At 73.5% G+C, this 5,164-nt stretch carries 5 protein-coding genes; 3 read left to right on the plus strand and 2 right to left on the minus strand.

The window, feature by feature from the left end; genetic code table 11:
• The coding region (locus ACTIR_RS21305; RefSeq protein ID WP_034237967.1) for an MFS transporter at positions 1-716 on the plus strand (716 nt) is incomplete at its 5' end.
• A 22-nt stretch (positions 717-738) separates the two neighbouring features.
• Here the strand turns inward: ACTIR_RS21305 and ACTIR_RS0102810 are convergent.
• Complete coding sequence (locus ACTIR_RS0102810) at positions 739-2,130, minus strand: mycothione reductase (protein ID WP_026453148.1); 1,392 nt, start codon at positions 2,128-2,130, stop codon at positions 739-741.
• A gap of 171 nt (positions 2,131-2,301) precedes the next feature.
• The gene (locus ACTIR_RS0102815; RefSeq protein ID WP_034237969.1) at positions 2,302-3,813 is read right to left on the minus strand and encodes a cobyric acid synthase; all 1,512 of its coding nucleotides are present in this window, start codon (positions 3,811-3,813) and stop codon (positions 2,302-2,304) included.
• 263 nt (positions 3,814-4,076) lie between these two features.
• Between ACTIR_RS0102815 and ACTIR_RS0102820 the strand changes: the two genes are divergently transcribed.
• Together ACTIR_RS0102820 and ACTIR_RS27365 are read left to right on the plus strand one after the other, a co-directional pair.
• Positions 4,077-4,814: a serine protease gene (locus ACTIR_RS0102820; RefSeq protein WP_026453150.1), complete on the plus strand. Its 738-nt coding sequence runs from the start codon at positions 4,077-4,079 to the stop codon at positions 4,812-4,814.
• Between the two features lie 117 nt (positions 4,815-4,931).
• A partial coding sequence (locus ACTIR_RS27365) for a GNAT family N-acetyltransferase (protein ID WP_459166180.1) occupies positions 4,932-5,164 on the plus strand: 233 nt, incomplete at its 3' end.

Consider the following 5,164-nt stretch of genomic DNA (forward strand, 5'->3'; position numbering starts at 1 on the left):
CGCTGGGGAGCTGGGCCGTGCTCGCGGTGACCGCGCTCGTGGTGTGGACGGTCGCGGCCCGCGCGCCCGTCCTGCGCCGTGCCCGTCCGCCCGGGGTCCCGGATCCGGACGACGGGGACCCGGTGTCCGGGGCGGCGGAGGCCCCACGGCGGTCACTGCTGCGCAGCCCGCTGGCCTGGGTGGTGACCGTGTTCTTCGGTTCCCAGGCCTGCCTGGCCTACATCGTCATGGGATGGCTGCCCCAGGTCCTCATGGACGCCGGGGTGTCCCGGACGCAGGCCGGGCTGATGGTCGGGCTGATCTCGTTGCTCGGGATCCCGGTGAGTCTGGTGGTGCCCGCGCTCGCCGCCCGGCAGGGCAGCCAGAGCGGCTGGATCGCCGGGCTGGGGGCGTTCGGGGTCGTCGGGGTGCTCGGGCTGATGACCGTGCCGGAGTACTCGCCGCTGCTGTGGTCGGTGCTCGTCGGCGTCGGGATGAGCGTGTTCTCCCTGGCGCTGACCACGATCGCGCTGCGCGCCCGCACCGGCGCCGACACGGCGTCGCTGTCCGGTATGGCGCAGGGCTTCGGCTACCTGCTGGCCGCGGTCGGGCCGTTCCTGTTCGGCCTGCTGCACGACGTCACCGGCGACTGGACCGTGCCGTTCGCGATGCTGCTGGGGGTGCTGCTGGTGCAGATCGGGTTCGGCTGGCTCGCGGGCCGCCCGCGCTACGTGTGAGCGCGGGCGGCCCCCGAGCCGGTCAGTCGTCGAGGGGCAGCGCGTACAGGGCGTTCTCGATCAGCTCCGGCATGGCGGGGTGGATCCAGTACTGGCCCCGCGCCATCGACCGTGCGTCGATGCCGAAGCTCATCGCCTGGATCAGCGGCTGGATCAGCGTCGGCGCCTGGGGACCGAGGATGTGTGCGCCGAGCAGCGCGCCGGTGTCCGGGTCGGCGAGCAGCTTCGCGAAGCTGTGCTCGTCCTCCATCGCCCACCCGTAGGCGATGCCGCCGTATCCCTGGGTCGCCGTCACGTACGGCACGCCCCGCGCGGCGGCGTCGCGTTCGGTGAGCCCCACCGAGGCGATCTGCGGCGCGGTGAACACCGCGTGCGGCACGAACCGGTGGTCGGCGGCCACCGGTTCGTCCGGGTGCAGCAGGTTGTGCTGCACCACCCGCGCCTCGTGGTTGGCGACGTGCTTGAGCTCGTGTGGCGAGGACAGATCGCCCAGGGCGTAGATCCCGTCCACGTTTGTGCGCTGGTGTTCGTCGACGGCGACGTGGCCGCTGGGCAACGTGGAGACCCCGGTGGCGCCGACGTCCAGCAGGTCGGAGTTGGGCCTGCGGCCGGTCGCCACCAGCAGCAGGTCGCCCTCGACGGTCTCCGGGCCCGCGGGACCCTCCAGGTCGAGCGCCGTGCCCGTGGCGGTGCGCCGCGCACGGACGGCCCGGCGGGACAGCCGCACGTCGTAGCGGCGGGAGGCCAGCTCGGTGAACCGTCCGCTGACGTCGTCGTCCTCGGAGCGCAGCAGTGCGCCCGAGCGCGCCACCACCGTGACGTCGACGCCGAAGGAGGCGAACACGTGCGCGAACTCGGCGCCGATGAAGCCGCTGCCCAGGATGACCGCGCGCTCGGGGAGGTCGTCGAGGCGCATCACGGTGTCCGAGGTGTGGTGATCGACCTCGTCCAGGCCGGGCACGTCGGGAATGTCGGCGCGTCCGCCCGCGGCGAGCACGAACTGGTCGGCGGTGACGGTCTCCGGCCCGTCGGCGAGCTCGACGGTGAGTTCCTTGTGCCCGGTGAACCGGCCGTGCCCCTCGTAGACCGTGACGCCCGCGTTGTCGTCGTGCTCGTGGCGGTACCGGCGGCCGCCCTCGGCGATCGTGTCGATGCGGCCGAAGATGCGGTCCCGGATCTCGCGCCAGCGCACCCCGCGCAGCTCGGTGTCCACGCCCAGGCGTGCCGAGTGCTCCGGCGTGGCGGCCAGGTCGGCGGGGTGGACGAACATCTTCGTGGGGATGCAGCCCACGTTGAGGCAGGTGCCGCCGAACACGCCCTTCTCCACGATCGCGACCTTGTGGTCGGCGAACCGCCGGTCGAGGATCGAGTTCCCCGATCCGGTCCCCACGATGACGAGGTCGTAGTGCGGCACGGTGTTGCCTTTCGACGAATTCGGACGGGTCGGTGGCGGTGTCGACGCGGTCGACGGGGTCGACGGGGTCGATGGTGTCGCGGAGGCGACGGTGCGCGTGCCCGCGCTCCCGGGGGATGCCAACAGCGCGGCCGGGGACCATTGTTCCCGCACCGACCGCGCGCCGGGGCCTCACCCCGGATGCCGGGTGAGCTCCAGACGCGGCAGCCCGTCCGGGACACCCCGGTCGATCAGGGTGTCGAGGGCGTCGGTGTCGACGTGGGTGTCGATCGCGTCGGCGAGCGTGTCGAGCATCCGCTCCCGGCGTTCGGCGAATCCGGGTGCGTCCGCGGGCCGCCACGCGACGCCCGCCCGCTCGGCGACCTCCGTGAGCCAGCGGCGACGGAACCCGTCGTTCTCCAGCAGCCCGTGCCACATCGTCGCCCACACCGCGTCGTGCCGGCCGCCGGGCAGGAAGGGTTCCGCCGGGCGGGCACCGTCCACCGTGCCGTGGTGGATCTCGTAGCCGGACACCCGCTCCCCGCGCCAGCTGCCCTCCGGGGTGCGCAGGGTCTTGTCCCCGGTGAACCGCACCGAGTGCGGCACCAGCCCCAGGCCGGGCACCCGCCCGGCGGCGGACTCGACGCCGTCGTCGATCTTCTCGGTCAGCATCTGACAGCCGCCGCAGACACCGAGCACCGGGCGGCCCGCCTCCGCCCGGCGTTCGACCGCCCGGGCGATCCCGGTGCGGCGCAGCCAGTCCAGGTCGTCCACCGTGGCCCGGGTTCCGGGCAGGACGGCGAGGTCGGCCGCGGCCACGGTGTCCGGGTCGGTCGTGAAGGTCACCGACACGCCGGGTTCGGCGACCAGCGGGTCGAGGTCGGTGGCGTTGGACACGCGGGGCAGCCGGACCGCGGCCACCCGCAGGGTCCCCGCGGTGGTGTCCCCGGACGCCGGGTCGGCGATGGTGGCGGTGACCGCGGCCCCGGCCAGGGTGTCCTCCGAGTCGAGCCAGACGTCGGCCAGCCAGGGCAGCACCCCGAGGACCGGGCGGCCGGTGACCCCGGCCACCGTGTCCAGGCCCGGCCGGAGCAGGTCGACGTCACCGCGGAACTTGTTGATCAGGAATCCGGCCACGTGCCGCTGGTCGGCCGGGTCGAGCAGGCCGACGGTGCCCGCGAGCGCGGCGAGCACCCCGCCCCGGTCGATGTCCCCGACGAGCAGGACCGGCAGATCGGCGGCGCGGGCGAGGCCCATGTTGACGTAGTCGCCCTCCCGCAGGTTCACCTCGGCGGGGCTGCCCGCGCCCTCACAGACGACGACGTCGTACCGGTCCCGCAGCTCGGCCAGCGCGGTCCGCGCCCCCTCGGCGAGCGCCTGCCTGCCCTCGTGGAAGTTCGCCGAGCCCAGCTCGCCCCACGGCCTGCCGCGCAGTACCACGTGACTGCGCCGGTCACTGCCCGGTTTGAGCAGCACGGGGTTCATCGCCGACTCGGGGGTGGCCCCCGCCGCGACCGCCTGCACCCACTGCGCCCGGCCGATCTCCGTGCCGTCCGGGCACACCATCGAGTTGTTCGACATGTTCTGCGCCTTGAACGGCGCCACCCGGACCCCGCGCCGGGCCAGCAGCCGGCACAGCCCCGCGGTCACCATCGACTTGCCCGCGTCGGATGTCGTCCCCGCGATCAGCACCCCACCTCGCATGACCGACACCGTAGCCTAGGTGGTTTTCCACCCGTGTCGGTGACAGCACGTATGCATTCCTCTGACATAGAGTGTCCGATGCCACCGGCAGGAGGGAAGAGGGCACCGTGCATCGAGGCAGAATCGGACAGCCGGACAGACGCGACCAGTCGGTCAGACGCGACCAGCCGGACAGCGTCCGGCGGCGGGGCGGCACCGGCGGGCGGTGGGGGAACAGGCGGCGGCACCGCCCCGTGGGACGGCGCCGGAGTCGCCTCGGGCTGGTGGTGACCCTGCTCACCGCGATGCTGTCCACACCCGTCACCCAGGCGGCGGCCGCGCCGCGACCGATCGTCGGCGGCGACGACGTCTCCGTCCACGAGTACCCGTTCGCGGTGTACCTGGTGGACGGCCGGGGGAACCAGTACTGCGGGGGAGCGTTGCTCTCCGCCGAGACGGTGCTGACCGCGGCGCACTGCGCCCTCGCGGTCCGCAGGTCCGCCCTGGGGGTGGTCGCGGGGCGCGAGTACATGTCCTCCGTCGACGGTGTGCGCGCCGGTGTGCAGAGCATCTGGGTGGCGCCCGGCTACGACCACCCGCTCAGTGGCGACGACATCGCCGTGCTCACCCTCGACGAGAGGGTGCCCTATCGCACGGCCGACGTGGCGACCACGTCCGAGTACTACCGGGCGGGCACCCGGGCGACCGTGCTCGGCTGGGGCAGGCTGTACGAGAACGGGCCCAAACCGGGCCACCTGCTCGCCGCCGACGTGCCGGTGGTGTCCGACTCCCGGTGCGGGGACATCTTCCGGTCGTTCGACCCGGAGACGATGGTCTGCGCGGGTCACGAGGAGGGCGGCATCGACGCCTGCCAGGGCGACTCGGGAGGCCCGCTGGTGGTGGACGACACGGTGATCGGGATCGTGTCCTGGGGTGACGGCTGTGGGGAGCCGAACCGGCCGGGCGTCTACACCCGGGTGGCCGCGTACGCCGACCAGCTCGGACGGTCTGATAGACCATGACGGGTGAGCGAGACGCCGATTCCCGCCGCGGCGGATGATCCGACGACGCCGGACCCGGGCACGGTGGTGCTGACCTGCCGGTCCGGCCCCGAGCTGACCACGGCCGAGCTGTACGGGATGCTGCGCCTGCGGGTCGACGTGTTCGTGGTCGAGCAGGAGTGCCCGTACCCGGAGCTGGACGGCAGGGACCTCGACCCGACCACCCGGCACATCCGGGCGGTCACCGGCGGGCCCGGCAACGGTGGGCCCGGCAACGAGCGGGGAGACGTCGGCGGGGCGGACCCGGCCGCGGAGCCCGGCGCCACGGTGGGGTGCCTGCGGGTGTTGCGCGATCCGGACGGCACGGCCCG

The sequence above is a fragment of the Saccharomonospora iraqiensis subsp. iraqiensis genome (assembly GCF_000430445.1).
Classification (GTDB): Bacteria; Actinomycetota; Actinomycetes; order Mycobacteriales; family Pseudonocardiaceae; genus Saccharomonospora; species Saccharomonospora iraqiensis.

What these genes read in the sequence shown, in the direction of transcription:
- ACTIR_RS0102815 (WP_034237969.1), bottom strand. Translation starts at nt 3,813, where the DNA reads ATGCGAGGTGGGGTGCTGATCGCGGGGACGACATCCGACGCGGGCAAG.